This is a genomic window from Actinomadura sp. RB99 (genome assembly GCF_014706005.1).
GTDB lineage: Bacteria > Actinomycetota > Actinomycetes > Streptosporangiales > Streptosporangiaceae > Spirillospora.
This window is the reverse complement of record NZ_JABMCA010000004.1, coordinates 71,471-91,611: the sequence shown is the minus strand read 5'-3', so window position 1 is coordinate 91,611 and position 20,141 is coordinate 71,471. Positions and strand designations below refer to the sequence as shown.

The window sequence follows — 20,141 nt, the reverse complement described above, 5'->3', positions numbered from 1 at the left end:
CTCCACGGATCTCCCGATCCGGGGGCGCCTTCCCGCCGGACCTGTCACCCAGAAGGCGTTCCAGCCCGGTTCCATGACGGCGTTCCAGCCCGTTCCACCCGTGCCATGGAGCCGCTGCGAGACTCCCGCTGCTGGAGGGGTGCCCGTGCTGTGCCGGTCAGGGCCCTAAGGAGAGAGTCGGCTCAACGTCGGCGGCGCTCGCCGCTCAGCCGTCGGCGGCCTGGACCGCGGCGGCGATCGGCTCGAGCTCCGCGATCAGCTCGTCGAGTTCGTCGGCGCCGAGTACGTCGTAGGGCGGCGTCGCCAGCTCGTCGGTGAGAGCCTCGATCCGCTCTTTGGTCCGCCGGCCGGCCTCGGTGAACCCGCCGTCGGCGTCCACGAGGCCGCGCCCGCGCAGCCCGTCGACGACGGCGGCCAGGTGCGCCTTGGGCAGGTGGTGGAGCCGGCCGAACTCCTCCGCCCTCATCCCGAGGGAGAGAGCGAGGAGGACGTGGGCCTCGGTGCCGCCGATGCCATGCGCGACGAGGGCGGCGTTGTGGCCGTCCCCGCGGTGCTCCCGCAGCAGCGTCGTCGCGTGCCAGAGCCTGGGCACCGGCGCCTGGGGCACGTCGAGCGCCCGGAGCCCGGCGTACAGCACCCGGCCCTCCTTCGGCGCGCTGACCGCTGCCCGCGTGGCGAGGTCGGCGGCCCGCGCCAGGCCGGGGGAGTCGGCGAGCTCCCCGATCATCTGCCGCAGCGCGGCGGCGCTGCCGCGCTCGCGCACGGCGATCGCCTCCTGCGGGGTGGTCTTCCCCCAGACCCACGGGATGTGCCGCGCCACCTCGCCGTCGGCGAAGTTGTAGAAGACCGCGTGCACCACCTCGGCCGGCGCCAGGCCCAGCGGCGCGGCCCGGCCGGCGAAGTATCCGTCCCAGTAGTCGCGCATGCCGAGGGCGAGGAAAGCCTCGTTCGGCACCTCGGAGAAGGTGACGGTGGCGATCGGCTCGATGAGCTCGAAGATTCGGTGGACCTTGGTCTGCGGGTGCGTCATCGTCGGCATCTCCTGTGGTCGTGACTGCGCCCTCGCGGGCAGCCTCTCACCCTGGCTACGAACGACCCGGCCCGGATCCGACAACTCGTCGCCACCTGATTCTGGAATTCTGCGCGCTTCCTGATGTAGACGTCCTGTCAGCCCGGAACCAGCGTCGTGGACGATCGGGCCGGCGAACCCTCGGCGCCGCGCGGAACGGAGATCGGTCAGTGAAACTCGACGTGCAGTTGGACGGGCGGCCGGACGAGGCCGCGGAGCGCGCCCGCGCACTGATCGCCGCCGGGGTGGACGGCCTGTTCAGGCACCGGACCCCGTTTCCGCATCGACACGGCACCGCATCCGGAAGGACCCCATGCGCTGCACATTGACCGTGATCTACACCGACCGGCTCGAGGAGTGCCGTGCGTTCTACGCCGGGCTCGGCTTGCGCCTGCACCCGGAACGGCATGGTTCCGGTCCGGCCCACTACGCCGCCGTCCTGGACGACGGCATGGTGTTCGAGCTTTACCCGGCCGGCGCACGCGAGCCGACCGGCGGACTGCGCCTGGGTTTCACCACCGGGGCGACGCCGACGCTGGAGCCGGGGCGGCACGTCCTGCACGACCCGGACGGCCGCGCCGTCGAGGTGGTCGTCGCGGCCGTCCGGTGACATCCGGACCCGGCGCCGGCCTCGCCCACCTTCGGCGGGAGCCGGGGGTCACGCCGGCGGAGGGGCGAGTTTGGCGGCGACGGCGTCGAGCACCCAGTCCAGCCCGGTCGCGAAGGACGTCTCGGCGTCCACCTCCGTGCCGTCGTGCACGAACCTGGCCAGCGCCGGGAACCGGCCCGTGTCCAGCATCCTGCTCAGATGCGGGCCAGCGGCGCGCTGCCAGTCGCGCTTGGACAGGCCCGTGGCGCGCTCGGCGCGCAGGTTCGCGATCTCGCGCCTGATCGCGCCGGTGAGGTAGGCGCTGACGGTCTCGACGGAGCGCGTGACGGTGTCGAGGTCGGCGACGCCGTCGAGGGCGGCCAGCGTGGCCTCGGCCACGGCGAGGGCGTTGGGGCCCAGGGTCGGACGGCCGCCGAGCAGGTCGGCCAGCCATGGGTGGCGGAGGGCGGCCTCCCTGGTGCGGTGGGCGCGGTCGCGCAGCGCCTCCCGCCAGTCACCGGGCCGCTCCTCGGGGAGGATCTCGCCGTAGACCTCGTCCAGCATGAGGTCGAACAGCTCCTCCTTGGACGAGATGTACCCGTACAGCCGCATCGGGCCGGTGTCCAGCCGGGCGGCGACCTTGCGCAGCGACACCGCCTCCAGCCCGCCCTCATCGGCGAGCGCGATGGCGGCGGCGACCATCCGCTCCCGGTCGAGCGGGGCGGGGCGGGTCGGCGGCTCCGGGCGGTCCCACACAGTCATGCCTACACCGTACAGTTGCGATACAGCGTACGAGATCAAAACAGTGTATCGACATGAGACGCCGTATCGCCGTGGTCGGGGCCGGGCCCGCGGGGCTGACCTTCGCCCGCGTGCTGCACCGCCACGAGCACCCCGTCACCGTCCTGGAACGCGATCCCGCCCCCGACGCACGTCCCCCGGGCGGCACGCTGGACCTGCGCGAAGGACTGGGCCAGCTCGCGCTGGACAAGGCGGGACTGCTGGCGGAGTTCGAGACCCTGTCGCGTCCCGAGGGGCAGGCCATGCGCATCCTGGACACCGACGGGACCGTCCTGCGCGACTGGCGGCCCCGCCCGGACGACCGGGCCAATCCCGAGATCGACCGCGGGCAGCTCCGTGACCTGCTGCTCGGTCCCCTGGACGTCCAGTGGGGACGCCGCGTGACGGAGGTGGTGCCGGTCCCCGGGGACGGCGTGCTGGTCCACTTCACGGACGGGCGGCAGGAGACGTTCGACCTCGTCGTCGGCGCGGACGGAGCCTGGTCCCGGGTCCGCCCCGCGCTCTCGCCCGCGACACCGCACTACACCGGCGTCACCGCGGTCGAGACCTCCCTTGACGACGTCGACGCCCGCCACCCCGACCTCGCCCGCCTGGTCGGCGACGGTTCCGTGGCCGTGTACGGCGCGACCGCGCCCTCGTCGCCCAGCGCAACAGCGGCGGCCACGTGAAGGTGTACGCCCAGTTCCGCGCGCCGGTGGACTGGCACGCGGATCTGGATCCGGCCGATGTCGAGGCCCTGCGGTCGAGCCTGCTGGCTCTGTTCGACGGCTGGGCCGCTCCCGTCCTGGAGCTTCTCCACCACGGCACTGCCTTCGTCCATCGCCCCCTCTACGTCCTGCCCGCGCACCACACCTGGGGCCACGTCCCTGGGGTGACGCTCCTGGGGGACGCCGCCCACCTGATGCCTCCTCTGGGGGTGGGCGCGAACCTCGCGATGCTGGAAGGCGCCGAACTCGCCGAGGCCGTCGCCACCTGTCCCGGAGATCTGGACGAGGCCGTCCGCGCCTTCGAGGAACGGATGTGGGCACGGGCCGGCAGGTGGGCGACGATGACGATGGCCGGTCTCGAACGCCTCGTGAGCCCGGACCCCGCCGAAGCCATCGCCCTCTTCGACGAGGTCCAGCCGTCCTGACCGCCGCCCCCTCCAGAACCCCCGAAGGCGAAGCCTGCACAGGTTCCCGTCCGTCTCGGTTGACGCATGCCGATATGGGCATATGATTGCGGTCATGGCACGAGCAGCGACGACGTCGGACGTCTTCAACGCGATCGCCGAGCCGCAGCGCCGGGAGATCCTGGTGCTGCTGCGGGCGGGCGAGCGGCCGGTGACCGAGTTGGCCCGGGAACTGGGCATGACCCAGCCGGGGGCGTCCAAGCACCTGCGGGTGCTCCGGGAGGTCGGGCTGGTGCGGGACCGCAAGGCGGGCAAGCAGCGCCTGTACGGCCTGGACGCCCGCGGGCTGCGGCCGGTCCATGAGTGGACCGGCGGGTTCGAGCGGTTCTGGAACGAGAGCTTCGACCGCCTGGACGCCTACGTGCAGGACCTCAAGCAGGCAAGGCAGGAGGGGGAGTAGCGAATGACGGGACGAGGAGCGCCGGCGCGATCCGCGACGGCCGACCGCGAGGTCGTGATCTCCCGGGTCATCGACGCCCCGCGCGAGCTGGTGTTCGAGGCGTTCACCGAGGTGCGGCACCTGTCGCGGTGGTGGGGGCCGGACGGGTTCACCACCACCACGCGGGCGTTCGAGTTCCGCGTGGGCGGGGAGTGGGACTTCGTCATGCACGGGCCGGACGGGACGGACTTCCAGGAATGGATCTCCTGGACCGAGATCGCCCCGCCGGAGCGGATCGCGCTGCTGCACGGTGAGTCCCGCGGCGATCCGAACGCCTTCGAGTCGGTCCTGACGTTCGCGCCCGACGGCGCGGCGACCCGGATCGAGATGCGCACGGTGTTCCCCACCAAGGAGCTGCGCGACGAGGCGGTCGAGAAGTACCACGCCGTCGAGGGCGGCCGGCAGACCCTGGGCAACCTGGCCGCCTACATCACCGAGATCGTTTCGAAGGGAGCCGAGGACTGATGGCCGGAAAGGTGTTCTTCAGCGTCTCGATGTCGCTGGACGGGTTCATCGCGCCCGAGTCCAGCGAGGAGCTGATGGGGCGGCAGTGGATGGAGCTGCAGCAGTGGATCTTCCCGCAGCGGTTCTTCCGCGAGAACCTGAAGCTCGGCGGGGGCGGTGAGGAAGGGCGCGACAACGACATCGTGCGGGAGACGTTCGAGCGCACCGGCGCGAGCGTGATGGGCAAGCGCATGTTCGACGCCGGCGAGCGGATGTGGCCGGAGGAGGCGCCGTTCCACACGCCGGTCTTCGTCGTGACGCACGAGAAGCGCGACCCCTGGGAGCGGCCGGGCGGGACCACCTTCCACTTCGTCGACGAGGGCATCGAGACGGCGCTCGACCAGGCCCGCGAGGCCGCCGGCGACCGCGACGTCCGCATCGCGGGCGGCGGCGCGACGATCCTGCAGTACGTGAACGCCGGCCTGGTCGACGAGTTCACGATCGCGCTGTCGCCCGTGCTTTTCGGCGCCGGAATCCGCCTGTTCGAGGGCGTGGACGCCGCCCGCGTGGCCCTGGAGCAGGTCCGCTCGGAGCCCTCCGCGAAGGTGACGCACCTGACCTACACCGTCCGAAAGCGGTAACCACCTCGGCCTCAACGTTTTCGCCGAGGTCAGCGGCACGGTGACTAGGGGGCCTCGACTATCTCTCCTCGTCCCGTCGGCGGTCATGCAGCGACGGCCGGTAGATCACCTCGACGTACATGATCCGCCCGTTGACGACGTCGAGGTTGAGCATGCCCTTCGCACGAGGTCGCGCTCGCCCTCCTCCTCCAGCAAAGCCACCAGCTCGGTGACGAGCTCAGGGAAGACCTCCCGCACAAGGGGATGCTCGGCTTCCATGGCAGGGACCTTAACCCAGGCGTGAGGCCGGCGGGATCCTGCGGACGATCCGGTCACCTGCCCTGCCGGACCCGGAGCAGGATGACCAGGACGGCGGCGCCGGCGAGCGCCTCGACGACCAGCACCGGAGGCATCGCGACGAGCATCATGAGCGCCATTCTCACCGGGGGGAGCACCAGGCTCAGGGCGCAGGCCGCCAGGAACACGGACTCCCAGGCCATGATCGTGATGTGGACGCCGCGGCGCTCGGGACGCCATCGCGCGGCCAGCACGGCGCCGGGCACGGTGAGCAGGAGCAGCGGCGCCGTGTAGATCATCGGGATCAGCAGCCAGGCCGCGCTCCCGTCATGGGGGATCCCGTCCCTCACCACCACGGCGGCCACCGTCGCGTTCGGGAGCAGCCACAGCACTCCGAGCGCCGCGACCTGCGTCCACAGCAGGCGGCGGGCCCACGCCGCGGCACCGGATCGGGCCTCGCTCCACGCTTCTCGTCCGGGCCTCCGAGTCATCTCCATGCCCCCGAGAGTGGCCGACCGGGCCGAGCGGGCGCATGAGCGCTCGTACTCAGGTGCCCGCGCCCGAGTACACAGATTGAGCCGAGTTCGATGATGCGTACCTGCTCGCCACTCGGAGGGCAGCGGAGCTCGCGGGGAGGCCGGACGTGGCGCGCCTTGCGGCGATCAGCCGCTCGCCGTGCCGGCGAAGCGGCCGGCGAAGCCGCGCAGCGGCATGTCGGCGCTGGTCAGGATGCCGGGAGGTGCGTCGACGACGGCTCTGATGGCGTTGAGGGCGGGGAGCCCGGTGACGGTCATGCCGATCGAGGCGAAGGCTTCGGGGGAGGAGAAGTCGGTGCCGGGCTTGGGCAGGATCATGTGCTTGCTGTAGATCACGGGGTCGCCCTGGATCTTGGTGATGTAGCAGCCCTTGACGTCCCAGCGGGGGTCGGTGTCCGGGGTCATCTGCCATTCGAGGTGGGCCTCGATCCGCGGGACGCCGTCGACGACGCCCTGGTACTTGATGTAGCTGGCGCCCAGCGAGCCCTTGGGCAGCCGGTACCAGCCGAGGTCGACGTCCTTGGTGCAGGCGCCCATCTCGTAGGAGAAGGCGACGTCGTCGAGCCGGAGGTCGAAGCAGTCGGCCATCATGTAGATCGAGTCCGCGAACACCCGCGTGTACTTCTCCAGCATCGCGGGCAGCGCGGGGTCGTCGACGGGACGCCCGTAGCCGACCTCGACCCAGGTGGCGGCGGAGTGGTGGCAGGAGACGTCGACCGATTCGATGACGGTGACGTTCTCGATCTCGGCGACGTCGGCGGAGTGCACGACCCCCAGGATCTGGCAGAGGCCGGGGTTCATGCCCGTGCCGTAGAAGGTGGCGCCGCCGCGCCGGCAGGCGTCGGCCAGGACCTCGCTGACGGGCCGGCCCGACGGGTGCGGATGGTTCCGGTCGCGGTGGTGCCCGGTGATCCAGTCCGCTGTGGTGACGATGTCGATGCCGGCTTCCAGCACGCGCTCGTAGAGGGCCTCGTCCGGGAACACCCCGTGGAAGGTGACGACGTCCGGCGCGGCGGCGATGATCTCCTCCACCGATCCGGTCGCCACGACCCCGATCGGGTCGCCGCCCGCGAGCTCGCCGACGTCTCGCCCGATCTTCTCCGGGGTGTAGCAGTGCACGCCGATGAGCTCCAGGTCGGGATGCCTGCCGATCCGCCGGATCATCTCGGTGCCCACATTGCCGGTGGCCACCTGGAAGACGCGGATGGGCGATGTGCGATCTGAGGTCATGGCCTCTGCCTTTCATGGAGACGGAACCCGGCGCCGTCATTCGACGGGGTAGAACTGCTCGGCCCAGGCGCGGAGCGCGGTGAAGCCGGCGTGCTCGTCGCGGACGAGCCTGGCGGGGTCGGCGTAGCGCTGGTGCGACCAGATCTCGATGTCGGCGAGGAACTGGTCGATGACGCCTTGGGCGTTGCGCCGCGCCGAGGCGCGCTCGGCCGCCTCGTCCTTGCCGGGCCGGCGGGCGATCCAGACGGAGAAGCGCACGTCGCAGGTGCGGTCGTCGACCGGCGTGACCGCCGACGCGGTCCGGTTGTCGACCATTCCCCAGCTCTTGGTGACCGCCACGCCGAGCCCGGCGTTGATGGCGTGCACACCGCTGCCGGCGTCGTCGATGCTGGTCACCGAGTCGTCGAAGGTGATGGTGAAGTCGACGTAGGAGACCGGCTCGTCGAAGTCCTGGCGGGTGAACACCGGCATGATCGGGACCTTGTGCACGTACTTGAAGTGCGCGAAGTCGACGCCGTTCTCCAGGACGTACTGCGGATGGAGCTCCAGCCGATCCCGGAACAGCGTCGAGTCGGGGAACGCCGGGTGGTAGTCGTCCGCGGTGACGCCGTCGTCCCATGCGGTGAAGACGTCGGGGACGTCGAAGTGGGGCGGGCGTCCGTGGACGTCGTGCCAGACGTAGACGGCCTCATTGCGCTCGACCGTCGGCAGGGTCCGGATCCGGGCGCCGAGGTTCGGCCGGGTCTCGTACGGGATGCACGCGTTGCGGCCCTCCGCCGTCCACTCCCAGCCGTGGAACGGGCACTGGAGGCGGTCGCCGACGACCGTTCCCCCGTAGCCCAGGTGCGCGCCCAGATGCCCGCAGTAGGCGTCCATGACGGTCACCTGCCCCGACTCTCCGCGCCAGGCGACCAGGTCGCGGCCGAAGTACGTCATCCGGGTGACGTCGCCCTTCCCGATCTCGGCCGACCACGCGACCTGGAACCAGCCGGTGGGCTTCATCGACAGCGTCGGCTTCGCCACGGGGCACCTCCGGACTCGCGCCAGTAATGATTACTTCGGAAAACAGAATGGCGATTCTGCAGTCAGAGTAGCGAGACGCTACGATGAGGACAACCCCTCTGGAAACGATCCGTGCACGCGCTCGGACGGCGGACCGCGCGGTGCGCGGCGGAGCCGTACGGGCGCAGTGGAGGACCATGCACCTCGATGACAGCCCGGCCGCGGTGCCCGACATCCGGGACGCGCGCCGGCGGATGTACCAGCGGCAGATCCTCGCCGCGGCCGAGCGGGAGTTCAGCAAGTCCGGATTCAACGACGCGCGGATGGAGTCGATCGCGGCGGCGGCCGGTGTGTCCCTCGCGACGGTGTACAAGACCTTCTCGGGGAAGCTCGATATCTGGAACACCCTGCACGACGAGCGGATGCGGGCGCTCCTCGCCGAGGTCGACAGGGCGACGCGGACGGCGACGTCGCCCCTCGAACGCCTCCTCACCGGGGTCGCGACCGTCGCCCGGTTCCTGACCGAGCACGACGATTACCTCGACCTCAACCTCCGGGCCGGGTCCGGGTGGGCGAGCGGCGCGGACGGCGGCCGCGGGGTTCAGCGGACGGTCTGGAGCTCCGGCCTGGACACGCTCGCGAGCGGCGTCGAGGCGTCCATCGCCGCCGGCGAGCTGCCCGGCATCCGCCCGCGCGTGGCCGCGGGGATGATCGTCTCGGCGTTGCAGGTCTGGCTCGACGACTGGGTCCGCACGGCACGGGACCGGCAGGCCGACACGGTCATCGAGGAACTGACGACCCGTCTGCGCTGGCTGCTCACCGGCGCCGCCTCCTGAGCGCCGAGCGGTCTCGATCCCGCCGTTCGAGTCGGCCGGCGATCGATCGGCCGGCCCTGAGACCGGCTTCCAAGACCCGGCCGGCCACCGGCATCTTCTGAGGTCAGCGCACCTGGAGGACGGTCTTGCCGCGCATGCCCGTGAACTCGATGCCTCCGGCGAGGGCGCGCGGTGCCTCTTCCAAGGAGAGCGTCGCGCCGATGACGGGCCGGATGGCGCCCGCGGTGGCGAGCCTCGCCAGCTCGGCGAGCCGCTCGGGCTTGTGATCGAGCCGGTAGTCGGCGGCACGGATGCGTTCGTCGGCGAGGAGTTTCTCGTCCACGCCGAAGGCGATCGACAGCAGCGCTCCGCCGTCCCGTACGGCACCGGCCACGCTGCTGGTGAGGGAGCGGTCGCCGACGGTGTCGAGGATCGCGTCGACGCCGTCCGGCGCGAGCCTCCGCAGTGCCCGGTCGAGGGGCTCCGCACCGCGTTCGACGATCTCGGTGGCGCCCAGATCCCGCACCGCCCCTGCGACCTGCGCGGAGGCCGTGGCGATGACGCGGACTCCACGGGCGGCGGCGGCCTGGACCGCGAAGGTGCCGACGCCTCCCGTCGCGCCGAGGATCGCCACGGTGCCGCCCTCGGGCACGCGCATGGCGTCGATCGCGCCGAGCGCGGTCATGCCGGCGGTCGGCAGCGCGGCGGCAGCACCGCTCGGCAGCCCGTCGGGGACGCGCGCCAGCGCGCCGAACGCGGGCACCGCCTGCACCACCGCGACCTCCGCGAACGTGCCCGACCGCAGCGGCCGGCCCCAGAACTGCCCGAAGACGCGGTCTCCCACGCCGAACTCCGTGACGCCGTCGCCGATCGCGGTCACGGTGCCCGCGCCGTCCATGCCGAGCGTCAGCGGGAACCGGTACTCGCCGAGTGACGCCAGCGCCCCGGAGGCGATGGCCAGGTCCAGCGGGTTGGTCGACGCCGCTTCGACGGCGACCTGCACCTCGCCGCCGCCGGGCTCGGGGACGGGCGCCTCCTTGAGGGCGGGCGTATCACCGAAATGCTCGATGCCGATGGCTCGCATGCCGTTTCTCCGTTCCGCAGTGGGCCTGCCGTCGCCTCAGCCTGCGGGAGCGGCCTGGCCTCCGGGAAGGATCGATCCGGCACCGACCATGAACGAAGAGGCAGCAATAACGATGCCGATCGGGCAATAGTGTGAGATGCATGCCGGCGGAGTCCCGGGCCCTGCGCTACTTCGTCGCGGTCGCGGAGGAAGGCAACTTCACGCGCGCCGCGGCACGGCTCGGCATCGCCGGACCCGCGCTGTCACGAGCGATCCGCAACCTCGAGGGCGAGCTCGGCGTGCGGCTGTTCGAGCGCTCCACGCGAGTGGTCGAGTTGACCGAGCCCGGCGCCGTGCTCCTGGCTCATGCGCGGCCCGCTCTGGAGGCTCTCGACGCGGCGGTCCGCCGTGCCGTACGGGCGTCCGCGCCGGATCGCGGCGTGCTGCTCGCCGTCAAGGCGGACGCCGACGGCGGCCTGCTGGAGGACGTTCTCGCCGCGGCGGCCGCCGAGCCCGACGCCGGACCCGTCGCCGTCCGGCTGTGCGGATGGCGGGAGCATACGCGGCTGTTGCGCGCGGGCGAGGCCGACGCCGCGCTGATGTTCGCCCCCTACGATCCGGACGGCATCGACGCGGACGTGGTCGCGACCGAGCCCCGCGTGGCCGCGCTGCCCGCGGACCACGCCCTCGCCGGGGCCTCCCGCGTACGGCTCGCCGACCTCGGGATCGGTCCCGAGGACGTCGACGAACGGGCGGAGCGCGACATCGGCGAGCACGGCGTGCGGGACCTCGCGCAGTTGCTCGCGCTCGTCGGCCTCGGGGACGCGGTGACCCTGCTCCCGAGATCGGTCGCCGTGCGGTATCCCCGGCGGGCGGTGGCGTACGTCCCCGTCGAGGACTGTCCTCCCGCCTCGCTGGTGATCGCCTGGCCGGAGCGGTCCCGCAGCCGTGCCGTGGCCGCGCTGGTGCGCGCGGCGGTGGCCGTCGCCGAGTCGCGGGGGATGAGCGCGGACTAGAGGAACATCCATTGGGTGCGCCGAACGGTAGAGAAAGATCCATGGCCGTGCGGGTCTGGCCGGTGGTGTGCTTGCGGCATGGAGCTGACGACAGAGCGGACGGTCGTGCCCGCCGGGGAAGGCCGGGCGGTCCGCGTGGCCGCCGGGCAGCGGGTGCGGGTGGTGGACCTGGAGGGCGGGCAGGTCGGCGACCTGTTCGCCTTCGCCGCCGACGATCCGCGCGAGCGGTTGAGCGCCGCGCACACCCGCAGCGGGACGAGCCGGCTCTTCCCGGAGATCGGGGAGCCGTTCGTCACCGATCGGCGGAGGCCGATCCTCGTCCTGGCCGACGACACCTCGCCGGGCTCGCACGACATGCTGATCGCCGCCTGCGACCCGGCGCGCTACGCGGCGCTGGGCGTGCCCGGCCACCGCTCGTGCGCCCGGAACCTGGAACTGGCGCTGGCGGAGCTGGGCCTCGACGTCGCCGTCACGCCGCAGCCGGTCAACGTGTTCATGCGGATACCCGTGCAGGAGTCGGGACGGCTGCGGTGGCTGCCGGCCGAGAGCCGGGCCGGGGACGCGATCACCTTCGAGGCGGCCATGGACTGCGTGGTCGTGGTGTCGGCGTGCCCGCAGGACATGGTCGGCATCAACAACGGCCGGCCGACGCCGTTGGCGATCGACGTGTGGTGACGCCCCGGCGCATCGCCGGGAAGCGGCCGTGACACCGAGAGATGAGAGGAAGAGCGATGAACGTTCAGGGAAGCCATCCCGCGCTGGAGCCGGGGCGCATCGGAGACCTGCGGACGGCCAACCGGCTGGCGGTGTCGCCGATGACCAGGGTGTCGGCCGGGCCGGAGGGCACGCCGACGCCCGAGATGGCCGCCTACTACACCGAGTTCGCGCGAGGCGGGTTCGGCCTCGTCCTCACCGAGGGGATCTACACCGACGCGGTCTACAGCCAGAGCTATCTCAACCAGCCGGGGCTGGTGTCGGCGCGGCACGTGGCGGCGTGGCGCGACGTCACCGAGGGGGTCCACGAGGCCGGGAGCCTCATCGTGGCGCAGTTGATGCACGCGGGCGCGCTGTCGCAGGGCAACGCGCACCGCGATGACACGATAGGCCCGTCGGCGGTGAGGCCGCTCGGTGTGATGATGCCCGAGTACGGCGGGACGGGCCGATGGCCGGTGCCCAGGGAGATGGGCTCCGCCGACATCGAGGAGGCCGTGGCCGGGTTCGCCGCGGCGGCGGTGAACGCCCGCGAGGCCGGGTTCGACGGCGTGGAGATCCATGCCGCCAACGGGTACCTGCTGGACCAGTTCCTCACCGACTACACCAACCTGCGCGAGGACTCCTACGGCGGGCCGGTCGCCAACCGCGTGCGGCTCACGGCGGAGGTCGTCGAAGCGATCCGCGCCGAGGTGGGCCCGGACTGGTGCGTCGGCGTGCGGCTGTCGCAGACGAAGGTGAACGACTTCCAGTACCGCTGGCCGGGCGGCGTCCACGACGGGGAGGTGATCTTCGCCGCGCTGGCCGAGGCGGGCGCGACGTACCTGCACATCGCCAGCGAGGGCCGCAACTGGATCGAGACGGCGGAGCTGGAGGGCGGGCTCACCATCACGGGCCAGGCCCGCCGGGTGACCGGGCTCCCGGTGATCGCCAACGGCGGGATGCACGACGCGGAGCTGTCGGCGCAGGTCATCGGGGACGGGCACGCCGATTTCGTGTCCGTGGCCCGCGGCGCCCTGGTCAACCCGGACCTGCCGCGCCGCCTGGCGGAGGGCACGGAGCTGGAGCGCTTCGACCGTACGCTTCTGGAGCCGATGGTCACGCTGGAGAACGTCCGGAGCAAGCGCCGAGTGCTCGAGGCGAAGGTCTGACGGAGCAGCCGGCGGCCGGGCGCGGACGAGAGACGGATACGGACATGGACGAGGTCATGGGCGGAGACGGGGCCGGAAGCTGGCATGGCGGCGCTGCGGCGGTGGCGACGCTGACCTTCGACGTGGACGCCGAGACGCCGATCCTCGCCCACGGCGGACGCTACGCCCGGCACGCGAGCACGATGTCGCACCAGTCCTACGGCCCGGACGTGGGGCTGCCCCGCATCCTGGACCTGCTGGACGAGATGGAGGTGCCGGCGACGTTCTTCGTGCCGGGCTGGGTGGCCGAGCGCCGTCCCGGCCTGGCCGCGTCGATCGTCGAGCGCGGCCACGAGGTGGCGCACCACTCCTACGCGCACCGCCCGCCCACGTCGATGAGCCCGGACGAGGAGCGCGCGGACTTCGTCCGGGCCCTGGAGGTGTTCGCGGCGCAGGGCATCGAGATCACCGGATTCCGCGCGGCGCTGTGGGAGGCGTCCTGGCTGACGACGGACCTGGTCGCGGAGTACGGGCTGCGCTACGACTCGTCCCTGATGGGGGACGACCGGCCGTACCGGGTCGGGACGGCGGCCGGGGAGATCGTCGAGCTGCCGGTGCACTGGTCGCTGGACGACTGGGAGCAGTACGCCTACCTGCCCGAACCGAACATCGGGTCGGTGATCGAGTCACCGCGCAAGGCGCTGGAGCTGTGGCGCGCGGAGCTGGACGGCATGCGCGCCTACCGGTGCCTGTTCAATCTGTGCTCGCATCCGTTCCTGTCGGGACGTCCCGGGCGCGCGCTGGCGCTGCGGCACCTCATCGAGTACGCCCGCGAGTGCGCGGATGTGACGTTCGCGCGCTGCCGGGACGTCGCCGCGGCGGCCCTCGCCGACCCGGCGGTCCGGGTGCGCCCGCACGAGCGGCCCAAGGTCGACCCGGAGGTCCACCCGGACTGAGCGGCGCGACCCGGGAAGCGCGGCCGTCACTTCATGCCGGCGGCCTGCAGGGCGAGGAACAGATCGACGCGGTCGGCGGTGCGGGTCACGTCCCGGCCCGTCAGCTCGGTGATCTTGGCGAGCCGGTTGCGCAGCGTGTTGACGTGGACGTGCAGGGCCGCGGCGGTGGCCGACCAGTGCCCGTCGTGGTCCAGGAAGGCGCGCAGCGTGGCCTCCAGGTCGGCGCCCCGGCCGGCGTCGTGCTCGCGCAGCGGGGCGAGCACGCCGTCGGACAGGGTCCGCAGGGTCTCGGCGTCCTGCATGCCGAGCAGCAGCCGGTGCGCGCCGAGCTCGGCGAACGTCTGGACGGCGCGTCCGGGACGGCCCTGCCGCAGGGCCCGGCACGCCTCCCGGGACCGGACGAGGGACTCGCGCAGCCCGTCCGAGTGGTGGACGACCCCGCCGAGGCCGACCACGGGCCGGTGCCCGGGAAAGCGGCCGGTGACCGTCGCGACGAGCCGTTCGGCCAGCGGCGCCGATTCCCGCTCGCCGTGCCGCCACGCCAGGACGGCCACCACGTCCTGCGACCCGCCCGCCACCACGGCCGGGACGCCCGCGGCGGCGAAGAACTCGCCGGCCGCCTCCGCGAGCCCGGGCAGGGTCGCTTCGGCGCCGGCGAACGCCAGCGCCCACACCGCCAGCGGCCCGTCGGCGTCCACCCCGAACGCGCGCAGCCGGCCGGGGACCTCTGCCGCGCGGCTGCCGCCCGACAGCACCATCTCCAGCAGCTCCCCGGCGAATCGCTGCTCGATCGCCTGCATCGCCTGCTTCTTCGCGACCTCCAGGCTGAGGAAGCGGGCCGCCTGCTCCAGGGCGTCCTGCTCGACGCGCGCGAGGTCGGCGACCGGGCGCAGGCACACCAGTGCCGCGTCGGCCTCGCCGACCGCCCCGACCAGGTACAGCGCGGCCCTGCCCGCGGCGCCGAGGTCCAGTTCCAGAGGCGGCGGGCGGCGCGCCAGACCGGTGGCCACCGTGTGGAGCTGCGCGGGCTCCAGCTCGGCTCCGGCCGACGCGAGCAGGCGGCCCATCCGGTCGACGACCGCGAGCGGCAGCTCGTGGTCGCGGCGCAGCACCCGCAGCACCCCGGAGGCGCCCGCGCCCTGGGAGATCGCCGTCGCCAGCGCCTCGCCCCGGCGGACCAGCCCGACGAGCGCGCCCTGCCGCTCCTCGGTGTAGTGGGCGGCCACCGCCTGCGAGATCGCGGTGAACGGCACCGCCGCGGAGATCTCCAGCAGCGGCACGCCGGCCTCCTCGCAGGCGCGGACCAGGTCGTCCGGCGTCACGGGGCACTCCGGCCGCAGGCCGAACACCAGGCCCGCCGGCTCGGCGCGCCGGACGCCGGCGACGAACTCGGCGGCGGTGACGCGGTCGCTCCACAGCCCGTTGGTCAGCACCAGCTCGCGCCGGCGCACGTAGCGCGACGGGTCGGGCAGCTCGGTGTTGTGGACCCAGGCGGCCGGTTCGTCCAGCGCGCCCGGAGGTCCTGGGACCAGGACCCGCAGTTCCAGGGTCTCGTCCGCCAGTAGGGACCGCAGAGTGAACATGGTGTGAATCTATACAGTCGGAGCCCTCATCAATAGAGGTTCCTCCACTTCGCATCGTCGGGGCTCGGTGCTTTTGTGTGTCACATCACGGACGGAGGAACCATGTTCGACAACGATCCGGCACAGAGCGTCCGGCCCGAGGCGGTCCGCTTCGACGAGCACGGCATCGACCCCATCCCCGCGTCCTCGCGCGACTCCACGCCATGGCAGCAGTTCTGGATCTGGTGCGGCGCCAACATCGCGCCCATCAACTGGGTGCTCGGCGCGCTCGGCGTCACCCTCGGCCTCAGCCTCGTGGAGACGCTGACGGTCATCGCCCTCGGCAACGTGGTCGGCTGCGCGGTCTTCGGGCTGTTCAACGTGATGGGCCACCGCACCGGCGTCAACCAGATGGTCCTCGGCCGCGGGCCGTTCGGCCGGCGCGGCGCCCTCGTCCCCGGCCTGGTGCAGGGACTGCTCACCACGGGCTGGGTCGGCGTCAACACCTGGGTGGTGCTCGACCTGGTCATCGAGATCCTCGGGCAGATCGGCGTGCACGGCGGCACCGGGCTGAGGTACCTGGTGGCCGGGCTCATCATGGCCGTCCAGCTGACCTTGGCGCTGTACGGGTTCTACGCCATCCGCACCTTCGAGAAGTACACCGTCCCGGCCACGGTGGTGGTGATGGCGGTCATGACCGTCCTCGCGCTGGCGCACTCCGACCCGCACTGGACGGCCGCGACCGCCACGACCACCGGCGGCAAGGTCACCGCCGTCACCCAGCTGCTCACCGCCATCGGCATCGGCTGGGGGATCACCTGGCTGCCGTACTCGGCCGACTACAGCCGCTTCGTCCGCACGGGCGCCTCCGACCGGTCGGTGTTCTGGTCCACCGCCCTCGGCATGTACGTCCCGACGGTGTGGCTGGCCGCGCTCGGCGCCTGCCTGGCCGGCGCGGGCGGCGGCAGCGACCCCTCCAGCCTGGTGACCGGCACCTTCGGGGTGATGGCGGTGCCCGTCCTGCTGCTGATCATGCACGGGCCGGTCGCGACCAACATCCTCAACCTGTACTCCTGCTCCCTCGCCGCGCTGTCGATCGGCATCCGGGCCGCCCGCTGGAAGGTGACGCTGGCGGCGGGGACGGTCGCCTCCCTCGTCCTCGCGGTGTTCCTCCAGGCCGAGAGCTTCGCCCAGGCCTTCGACAACTGGATGTCGTCCATCCTGGTCTGGATCAGCCCGTGGGCGGCCGTGTGCCTGGTGGACTTCTTCGTCCTGCGGCGCGGCCGCGTCGACGTGGCCGCCCTGTACCGCGGCGGCGGCCGCGGCGGACCGGCGCTGGTCAGCCTGGCACTGGGACTGCTGGCCGGATGGGCGTGGCAGTTCGGCATGGTGCCGGCGCTGCAGGGACCGCTCGCGCGGACGCTGGGCCACACCGACTTCTCCTGGCTGTCGGGCGGCCTCGTCGCGGGCGGGCTCTACTACGCCCTGGCCGTCCGGACGCGGCGGCAGGCCGCGGCCGACGCGGCGGTGGCGGCCGAGGCGGTGTCCTGATGGGAGTTCTGCCTCCCGGGCGGACCGTGGTGCTCACCGGTGCCCAGCGGCACGCGTCCGCACCGGACGCCACGGTCTCGTCGTCCAGGCGCTCGGTACGGGCAACCCCACCCCCGGCGTCCTCGCCGAGATCCGGACCTGCCTCACCCGGGGCATCCCGGTCCTGGTCACGTCGCGCTGCGCGGAGGGACCGTTCATGGCCGCGCTCGCCGCCGAGGGCGGCGCCGAACAGGCCCTTGCCCGCCTGCGCCCGCACCTGCCCGCATGAGACGGCACCCACCGCCCGCCCGCGCCGGGCTAGGTGTCGCAGCCGATGCCGTCGCCGTCGCGGTCCAGGTCGTAGATGTCGCTGCCGATCACGCGGACGGGGCCCTGGACGTAGGCGGGCCCGTCGCCGCTGCCGCCGGCGCAGTCGACGTCGCTCGCGATGGGCACGCACGCGCCGCTGTAGTTGGGGTCGCACGTCGACGTGGGCTTGGCGCCAATGGCGATGATCTTCGAGACCGGGGTCTTGGTGGTCTCTTCGTGAAGCAGTTTCCTGCTGATCTCCACACCGTCGCGGAGGGTCACTTCATAGGTGAGGGTCTTGACGCCGGTGACGCCATGCCGCTTCACCTTGGTGGTTCCCTTGGCGAGGGATGGATCGCGCACCTTCCGGGTGGTGAAGGGGATCTTCCGGGTCACGGTGACCTTCTTCTTCTCGGCCGGCACCTTGGGCGTCGCCGATGTGGATGCAGCCGGGGAAGCGGAATTCGCCGGGCTCGATATCGGCGAGACCGCTGCCGAAGGCGAGGGGTCCGCCTTGCAGGCGCTGAACGTGAGCAGGCCGCTTACGGCCAAGGCAACCAGCGTGAAGTGTCGCATGAGTCCCTCCGTAGGGACTGGATCATGCTGACCGTTGACACGGCCGGTCAAGGGAACTGCCCGGCTCAGGCCATGTTCAGCGTGAAGTACCGGGTAAATACGGACCGGGCCGCGGTCACCGCGCCGGATTGCAGAAGGCGGTGACCGGACCGCAGTTCCTTTGACGCGTTACGGGAGTTGCAGAGGGAAGGCCGCCGCTCGGGCGTAGAGTTTGTAGAGCTTGAACGGCCCCGCGAAGGACAGCCCGCAGGCGTTGTTGAGCATTCCGGTCGCCTTCTGGTTGCTCAGCGTGGTGCCGCGCGCGCCCGGATGGTCGATCTGGCCGCCCATGAACACCGCCATCCTGGCCAGCATGTGGTCGCGCTGACCGGTCGTCATCTCCTCCCAGGAATGGCAGGTCATCGCGGCGAGCATCGCGTCGTCGAGTTCGCTCGTCCCGGGGTCGTGGGGGTCGCCGGCGGACGCCGTCCTGTTCGCGGCCGGGGCGGTGGCCCCCGGGGTCTTGAACCAGGGGCACGGGCCGCCGGGCTTCAGGTTGGACATGCAGGTGAGCAGTTCGAGTTCGTTGCCCAGGTTGCCGAACCCGATGCTGAGGAAGGGCGCCTTGCCGTTCAGGCAGTCCGGAAGGTTGCCGGGTGAGGTGGTGACGGCGCCGTTGGAGTACCAGCAGTTGCCGGAATTGCCGGGGAAGGCGTCCCACCAGAAGTCCACGCCGTTTCCGGTCATCTTGTTGCCGTAGAACTGGTTGCGGTGCGAGGTGGACAGCTTCAGCGGGTCGCAGCCCGTCATGGGCTTGTCGGCGCAGACGAACGCGTCCGGGACGGCGAACAGCATGGCCCCGCGCCGCCGGTTGTCGCGGAAGGTGTTGTTCCGGACGACGTTGTCGTCACCGCCGGCGATCCACATCCCGCTCCCCACGGGGACCGGCACGGTCGGCACGACGTCGCTGTCCGCCAGGTACGGGTTGAAGTTGTTGGAGGAGAAGTCGTTCTTCTCGACGAGGTCGCCCTGCTGCGGGAAACCCGGATGCCCGGCGGCGGTGAACACGTCGGTGGTGAAGCCGAGGGCGTTGCCGTAGAAGTTGTTGTGGTGCACCCACGTGGCGCTGCCGTCGGTGCCCGAATAGCCGCTGGTGTTGTGGTGCGAGTCGCAGTAGCGGATCTCCTGGCTGTAGCGCGCGGCCGGGTAGACGCTCTCGTCGCGTCCCGCCCCGGTCTTCGCGCCCGACCCGGGATACAGCCCGGAGTCGCCGTTGCCGGCCGCCTCGCAGTTCTGGATCACGCCGTGGTCCTCGACGAACGTGAGCACGCCGTACTCGCCCGCGTAGAAGGTCTTGAAGCTGTCCAGCAGGTACCCGTTGCTCTCGAGGACGTAGATGTCGTGCTCGTTGGCGTGCCGGACGGTCAGGTTCCGCAGCACGAAACCATCGGCCCGGTCGGCGCGGATGCCCACGTCCTTCGCCGAATTGCGGGGGCCGCCGTTGCCGGACGACGGGTCGCCGGCGTCCACGACCACGTCGTCGGCGCTGACGCCGGCCCCTTCGAGCTGGAGGTTGCAGCGCACGCACGCGCCCCGGTTGGGGATGCCGTGCCGGTCGACGAGCGGCGGGTCCGGGTCCTTGCCGGTGCCGGGGGACCGGCCGAGCACGGCGATCAGGTTGGCGTCGTTCTGGCACGTGTACTCGCCGAGGTAGGAGTACGCGCCCGTGCTCAGCTTGTACTGGTCGCACGCGGGGTCGTGGGTCGGCTTCTTCCGCGCCGTGGGCTCGGTGTAGACGCCCGGCAGCACCACGACCCGGTCGTTGTTCCGCGAATCGGTCACCGCGGGCTGGATCTCGCTGTACCGGCACCGGTCGAACAGCGTCCGGTTGATCCGCTGCAGGTTCTTGGCCTCGGTGGCGCCGAGCGTCCGGTGGTCGTGGGGGCGGACGTTGTAGCCCGACTTGAGCGCCCGCTTGATCGAGGCGTCCAGCCGTTTCAGCGAATCCGGCTGGCACACGACGCGGGTCGTGCTCCGCGGGACCGTCTCGACGGCCGACGCGAGGCTCCGGGGCGTCGGCACCTTGCCGCCCGCGCACGGGCTGACGGAGCAGTCGGGACCGGGAGAGGGCCAGTACGACGGGCGTTCGATGTGCGCCTGCGCCGCCTGCGCCATGCCGAGGACCAGCACGGCCATGGCCGCCAGGGGCGCCCACCATCTCCCGAGAAACCGCAGGCCCATCCGGTGCTCCCTCGCTCGGCGCCTGACCTTGATCCCCCGAACGCTTGCTCGGTGT

Annotated in this window: 21 protein-coding genes; 12 read left to right on the top strand and 9 right to left on the bottom strand. The window is 71.8% G+C overall.

Annotation, left to right across the window (positions count from 1 at the left end; genetic code table 11):
* Nucleotides 1-205: 205 nt before the first annotated feature.
* Nucleotides 206-1,030 carry a MarR family transcriptional regulator gene (locus amrb99_RS05455; RefSeq protein WP_190853066.1) on the bottom strand — a complete coding sequence of 275 codons (825 nt, stop codon included), beginning with the start codon at nt 1,028-1,030 and terminating at the stop codon, nt 206-208.
* Between the two features lie 352 nt (nt 1,031-1,382).
* Between amrb99_RS05455 and amrb99_RS05450 the strand changes: the two genes are divergently transcribed.
* Nucleotides 1,383-1,679: a glyoxalase/bleomycin resistance/dioxygenase family protein gene (locus amrb99_RS05450; RefSeq protein ID WP_190853063.1), complete on the top strand. Its 297-nt coding sequence runs from the start codon at nt 1,383-1,385 to the stop codon at nt 1,677-1,679.
* Nucleotides 1,680-1,727: 48 nt separating this feature from the next.
* Here amrb99_RS05450 and amrb99_RS05445 read toward each other — a convergent pair whose 3' ends face one another.
* Nucleotides 1,728-2,420, bottom strand: a complete 693-nt coding sequence (locus amrb99_RS05445; protein WP_190853060.1) for a TetR/AcrR family transcriptional regulator C-terminal domain-containing protein — start codon at nt 2,418-2,420, stop codon at nt 1,728-1,730.
* Between the two features lie 53 nt (nt 2,421-2,473).
* Here amrb99_RS05445 and amrb99_RS50640 point away from each other — a divergent pair, with 53 nt between their 5' ends.
* The 5 genes from amrb99_RS50640 to amrb99_RS05425 all read left to right on the top strand — a co-directional run bounded on the left by amrb99_RS50640 (nt 2,474) and on the right by amrb99_RS05425 (nt 5,154).
* Nucleotides 2,474-3,127: an FAD-dependent monooxygenase gene (locus amrb99_RS50640; RefSeq protein WP_241755269.1), complete on the top strand. Its 654-nt coding sequence runs from the start codon at nt 2,474-2,476 to the stop codon at nt 3,125-3,127.
* Complete coding sequence (locus amrb99_RS50635; RefSeq protein ID WP_241755268.1) at nt 3,124-3,591, top strand: hypothetical protein; 468 nt, start codon at nt 3,124-3,126, stop codon at nt 3,589-3,591. The genes amrb99_RS50640 and amrb99_RS50635 overlap by 4 nt, the downstream gene beginning before the upstream one ends.
* Before the next feature lie 94 nt (nt 3,592-3,685).
* A complete protein-coding gene (locus tag amrb99_RS05435) occupies nt 3,686-4,030 on the top strand; it encodes a metalloregulator ArsR/SmtB family transcription factor (protein WP_190853057.1) in 345 nt (114 codons plus the stop codon).
* A gap of 3 nt (nt 4,031-4,033) precedes the next feature.
* Entirely contained in the window at nt 4,034-4,534 is a 501-nt protein-coding gene (locus amrb99_RS05430) for an SRPBCC family protein (RefSeq protein WP_190853055.1), read from the top strand.
* Complete coding sequence (locus amrb99_RS05425) at nt 4,534-5,154, top strand: dihydrofolate reductase family protein (protein ID WP_190853053.1); 621 nt, start codon at nt 4,534-4,536, stop codon at nt 5,152-5,154. The genes amrb99_RS05430 and amrb99_RS05425 overlap by 1 nt, the downstream gene beginning before the upstream one ends.
* 311 nt (nt 5,155-5,465) lie before the next feature.
* On the opposite strand, the gene amrb99_RS05420 is transcribed toward amrb99_RS05425, so the two are convergent.
* The 3 genes from amrb99_RS05420 to amrb99_RS05410 all read right to left on the bottom strand — a co-directional run bounded on the left by amrb99_RS05420 (nt 5,466) and on the right by amrb99_RS05410 (nt 8,219).
* A complete protein-coding gene (locus amrb99_RS05420; protein ID WP_190853050.1) occupies nt 5,466-5,927 on the bottom strand; it encodes a hypothetical protein in 462 nt (153 codons plus the stop codon).
* 165 nt (nt 5,928-6,092) lie between these two features.
* Nucleotides 6,093-7,196, bottom strand: coding sequence for a dihydrodipicolinate reductase (locus amrb99_RS05415; protein WP_190853048.1), 1,104 nt, complete (start codon nt 7,194-7,196; stop codon nt 6,093-6,095).
* A gap of 36 nt (nt 7,197-7,232) precedes the next feature.
* The gene (locus tag amrb99_RS05410; protein ID WP_190853045.1) at nt 7,233-8,219 is read right to left on the bottom strand and encodes a Rieske 2Fe-2S domain-containing protein; all 987 of its coding nucleotides are present in this window, start codon (nt 8,217-8,219) and stop codon (nt 7,233-7,235) included.
* A 176-nt stretch (nt 8,220-8,395) separates the two neighbouring features.
* Between amrb99_RS05410 and amrb99_RS05405 the strand changes: the two genes are divergently transcribed.
* Nucleotides 8,396-9,034 (top strand): TetR/AcrR family transcriptional regulator, encoded by a 639-nt coding sequence (locus amrb99_RS05405; protein ID WP_190853043.1) that lies wholly within the window; start codon nt 8,396-8,398, stop codon nt 9,032-9,034.
* 103 nt (nt 9,035-9,137) lie between these two features.
* Here amrb99_RS05405 and amrb99_RS05400 read toward each other — a convergent pair whose 3' ends face one another.
* On the bottom strand, nt 9,138-10,097 hold the full coding sequence (locus amrb99_RS05400) for an NADP-dependent oxidoreductase (RefSeq protein ID WP_190853040.1): 960 nt from the start codon (nt 10,095-10,097) through the stop codon (nt 9,138-9,140).
* 140 nt (nt 10,098-10,237) lie between these two features.
* On the opposite strand from amrb99_RS05400, the gene amrb99_RS05395 reads away from it, so the two are divergent.
* From amrb99_RS05395 to amrb99_RS05380, 4 genes are all read left to right on the top strand, one after another.
* Nucleotides 10,238-11,092, top strand: a complete 855-nt coding sequence (locus amrb99_RS05395; protein ID WP_190853038.1) for a LysR family transcriptional regulator — start codon at nt 10,238-10,240, stop codon at nt 11,090-11,092.
* A gap of 78 nt (nt 11,093-11,170) precedes the next feature.
* Nucleotides 11,171-11,767, top strand: coding sequence for an urea carboxylase-associated family protein (locus amrb99_RS05390; protein WP_190853036.1), 597 nt, complete (start codon nt 11,171-11,173; stop codon nt 11,765-11,767).
* Between the two features lie 56 nt (nt 11,768-11,823).
* On the top strand, nt 11,824-12,954 hold the full coding sequence (locus amrb99_RS05385; RefSeq protein ID WP_190853035.1) for an NADH:flavin oxidoreductase: 1,131 nt from the start codon (nt 11,824-11,826) through the stop codon (nt 12,952-12,954).
* A gap of 44 nt (nt 12,955-12,998) precedes the next feature.
* Nucleotides 12,999-13,889 carry a polysaccharide deacetylase gene (locus amrb99_RS05380; protein WP_241755267.1) on the top strand — a complete coding sequence of 297 codons (891 nt, stop codon included), beginning with the start codon at nt 12,999-13,001 and terminating at the stop codon, nt 13,887-13,889.
* Between the two features lie 26 nt (nt 13,890-13,915).
* Here amrb99_RS05380 and amrb99_RS05375 read toward each other — a convergent pair whose 3' ends face one another.
* Nucleotides 13,916-15,472 carry a helix-turn-helix domain-containing protein gene (locus tag amrb99_RS05375; RefSeq protein ID WP_190853033.1) on the bottom strand — a complete coding sequence of 519 codons (1,557 nt, stop codon included), beginning with the start codon at nt 15,470-15,472 and terminating at the stop codon, nt 13,916-13,918.
* 102 nt (nt 15,473-15,574) lie between these two features.
* On the opposite strand from amrb99_RS05375, the gene amrb99_RS05370 reads away from it, so the two are divergent.
* Nucleotides 15,575-17,002 carry a cytosine permease gene (locus amrb99_RS05370; RefSeq protein ID WP_190853031.1) on the top strand — a complete coding sequence of 476 codons (1,428 nt, stop codon included), beginning with the start codon at nt 15,575-15,577 and terminating at the stop codon, nt 17,000-17,002.
* Nucleotides 17,003-17,299: 297 nt separating this feature from the next.
* On the opposite strand, the gene amrb99_RS05365 is transcribed toward amrb99_RS05370, so the two are convergent.
* Together amrb99_RS05365 and amrb99_RS05360 are read right to left on the bottom strand one after the other, a co-directional pair.
* Nucleotides 17,300-17,866, bottom strand: a complete 567-nt coding sequence (locus amrb99_RS05365) for a G5 domain-containing protein (RefSeq protein WP_190853029.1) — start codon at nt 17,864-17,866, stop codon at nt 17,300-17,302.
* Between the two features lie 168 nt (nt 17,867-18,034).
* Nucleotides 18,035-20,086: a right-handed parallel beta-helix repeat-containing protein gene (locus amrb99_RS05360; RefSeq protein WP_190853027.1), complete on the bottom strand. Its 2,052-nt coding sequence runs from the start codon at nt 20,084-20,086 to the stop codon at nt 18,035-18,037.
* Nucleotides 20,087-20,141 lie beyond the last annotated feature (55 nt).

Excerpts from the sequence above, each read along its gene's own strand:
- amrb99_RS05455 (WP_190853066.1), bottom strand. The coding sequence starts at position 1,030 with ATGACGCACCCGCAGACCAAGGTCCACCGAATCTTCGAGCTCATCGAG.
- amrb99_RS05450 (WP_190853063.1), top strand. The coding sequence starts at position 1,383 with ATGCGCTGCACATTGACCGTGATCTACACCGACCGGCTCGAGGAGTGC.
- amrb99_RS05445 (WP_190853060.1), bottom strand. The coding sequence starts at position 2,420 with ATGACTGTGTGGGACCGCCCGGAGCCGCCGACCCGCCCCGCCCCGCTC.
- amrb99_RS50640 (WP_241755269.1), top strand. The coding sequence starts at position 2,474 with ATGAGACGCCGTATCGCCGTGGTCGGGGCCGGGCCCGCGGGGCTGACC.
- amrb99_RS05435 (WP_190853057.1), top strand. The coding sequence starts at position 3,686 with ATGGCACGAGCAGCGACGACGTCGGACGTCTTCAACGCGATCGCCGAG.
- amrb99_RS05430 (WP_190853055.1), top strand. The coding sequence starts at position 4,034 with ATGACGGGACGAGGAGCGCCGGCGCGATCCGCGACGGCCGACCGCGAG.
- amrb99_RS05425 (WP_190853053.1), top strand. The coding sequence starts at position 4,534 with ATGGCCGGAAAGGTGTTCTTCAGCGTCTCGATGTCGCTGGACGGGTTC.
- amrb99_RS05420 (WP_190853050.1), bottom strand. The coding sequence starts at position 5,927 with ATGGAGATGACTCGGAGGCCCGGACGAGAAGCGTGGAGCGAGGCCCGA.
- amrb99_RS05415 (WP_190853048.1), bottom strand. The coding sequence starts at position 7,196 with ATGACCTCAGATCGCACATCGCCCATCCGCGTCTTCCAGGTGGCCACC.
- amrb99_RS05405 (WP_190853043.1), top strand. The coding sequence starts at position 8,396 with ATGCACCTCGATGACAGCCCGGCCGCGGTGCCCGACATCCGGGACGCG.
- amrb99_RS05400 (WP_190853040.1), bottom strand. The coding sequence starts at position 10,097 with ATGCGAGCCATCGGCATCGAGCATTTCGGTGATACGCCCGCCCTCAAG.
- amrb99_RS05395 (WP_190853038.1), top strand. The coding sequence starts at position 10,238 with ATGCCGGCGGAGTCCCGGGCCCTGCGCTACTTCGTCGCGGTCGCGGAG.
- amrb99_RS05390 (WP_190853036.1), top strand. The coding sequence starts at position 11,171 with ATGGAGCTGACGACAGAGCGGACGGTCGTGCCCGCCGGGGAAGGCCGG.
- amrb99_RS05385 (WP_190853035.1), top strand. The coding sequence starts at position 11,824 with ATGAACGTTCAGGGAAGCCATCCCGCGCTGGAGCCGGGGCGCATCGGA.
- amrb99_RS05380 (WP_241755267.1), top strand. The coding sequence starts at position 12,999 with ATGGACGAGGTCATGGGCGGAGACGGGGCCGGAAGCTGGCATGGCGGC.
- amrb99_RS05375 (WP_190853033.1), bottom strand. The coding sequence starts at position 15,472 with ATGTTCACTCTGCGGTCCCTACTGGCGGACGAGACCCTGGAACTGCGG.
- amrb99_RS05370 (WP_190853031.1), top strand. The coding sequence starts at position 15,575 with ATGTTCGACAACGATCCGGCACAGAGCGTCCGGCCCGAGGCGGTCCGC.
- amrb99_RS05365 (WP_190853029.1), bottom strand. The coding sequence starts at position 17,866 with ATGCGACACTTCACGCTGGTTGCCTTGGCCGTAAGCGGCCTGCTCACG.
- amrb99_RS05360 (WP_190853027.1), bottom strand. The coding sequence starts at position 20,086 with ATGGGCCTGCGGTTTCTCGGGAGATGGTGGGCGCCCCTGGCGGCCATG.